Below are 876 nucleotides of genomic sequence, written 5' to 3' on the forward strand. Positions count from 1 at the left end.
TCGTACACCTGCTCGGCGTTCCACCGGTAAAAATCGGTGACTTCCTCGCGGGCATATTTCCGGGCCGCTTCGTAAAGCTGCTTGTATTCCTCGGGGCTGAACCAAGGCCGGTGCGTGCGCTTGGCCTGCGTCTTGTAGGGAGCGGAGAGGTTCGGCAGATGGTCGATCCACCCATGGCGCTGCGCGGTCTGGAGCACCAGACTGAGGGTGATGATCTCATTATGTAGGGTGCTGCGTGCCGGCGGCTTGGCCTTGGGCTTATGCTTCCCCTTGGAATGCGGGTTAGGCAGCATGTACGTGGTCATGCGATGCACCCGATATTCCTGCACCTTCCCCGCCGTCAGCTTATTGATGGGCAGGTCGCCAAAGAACGGCACCAGATGCACACGCAGCCGCAGCTCATGGCCTTCGGTCCATTTCTGGCTGCGCTCGCCGCCGGTAATGAGGCCGTATTCCTTCTGGAATTGGCTGGCGGCTTTGGCGAAGGTCGGGCCGCTATCGAGGACACCGACACGATCTTTGGCTTTGAGGGTGATGTACCAATCCTCGGCGGCCTTCTGGGCCTTCTCCAAGGATTCCTGTTTGGTACTGAACTGGCGTTGTTTTCCGCCAATAGACGCGCGGGCTTGCCAGAAACGGCTGCTGCCACGTTGTTCGAGCTGGAGTTTGCCCCCCAGCATTTTGATTGTTGTCATGAATGACCATTCCTTTCGCGTTAAGCGAGCGGAACGGCAATTTTACACGCATTTTTGACCGACGACCATCAGGTTTTGCCTGAGGGGTCAAAAGTGCCCTAAAACTGCCCTAGGGGATTTTGGGCCTTTTTGCCCTTCCCCTAGCAGGTCACTGTCATTGATTTTGTTGGGAAAATTTGGT

1 protein-coding gene is annotated in these 876 nt (G+C 56.7%); it reads right to left on the reverse strand.

The window, feature by feature from the left end:
- Nucleotides 1–695 (reverse strand): hypothetical protein (locus tag ACM9LZ_RS25915; protein ID WP_416622385.1); only part of this gene is annotated, 695 nt, incomplete at its 3' end.
- Nucleotides 696–876: the final 181 nt, after the last annotated feature.

It is taken from the genome of Niveispirillum fermenti (genome assembly GCF_048066175.1).
Lineage (GTDB): Bacteria > Pseudomonadota > Alphaproteobacteria > Azospirillales > Azospirillaceae > Niveispirillum > Niveispirillum fermenti.